This window comes from Sporolactobacillus sp. STSJ-5 (assembly GCF_024385605.1).
GTDB lineage: Bacteria > Bacillota > Bacilli > Bacillales > Sporolactobacillaceae > Sporolactobacillus.
In genome coordinates this window covers 1-356 of sequence record NZ_JANFOJ010000055.1, presented here as the reverse complement: position 1 = coordinate 356, position 356 = coordinate 1, and the positions used below count along the sequence as shown (strand labels likewise).

At 47.8% G+C, this 356-nt stretch carries 2 tRNA genes; both read right to left on the bottom strand.

Going from position 1 to position 356, the window contains the following annotated elements:
• Window positions 1-136: 136 nt before the first annotated feature.
• A tRNA-Ala gene (locus NOM01_RS17070) sits at window positions 137-212 on the bottom strand.
• Window positions 213-220: 8 nt separating this feature from the next.
• A tRNA-Ile gene (locus NOM01_RS17065) sits at window positions 221-297 on the bottom strand.
• Between the last annotated feature and the right edge of the window lie 59 nt (window positions 298-356).

The window sequence follows — 356 nt, the reverse complement described above, 5'->3', positions numbered from 1 at the left end:
CTTACTCCTCATTCGTCACACATACGATCAACAGATCACGAATAATCCATCAATCGTCTTGGATGTTTCTTGACTTTCTTTCGTTGCTTTCGTTATCCAGTTTTCAAGGTTCATAATGCCGTAATTGACATAATAATGGTGGAGCCTAGCGGGATCGAACCGCTGACCTCCTGCGTGCAAAGCAGGCGCTCTCCCAGCTGAGCTAAGGCCCCACAATAAATGGTGGGCCTAAGTGGACTCGAACCACCGACCTCACGCTTATCAGGCGTGCGCTCTAACCAGCTGAGCTATAGGCCCCCACCAAAATATGCTGAAGGAATGTATCCCTCAAAATCAAACAAAAGTCCAAGCGCTTT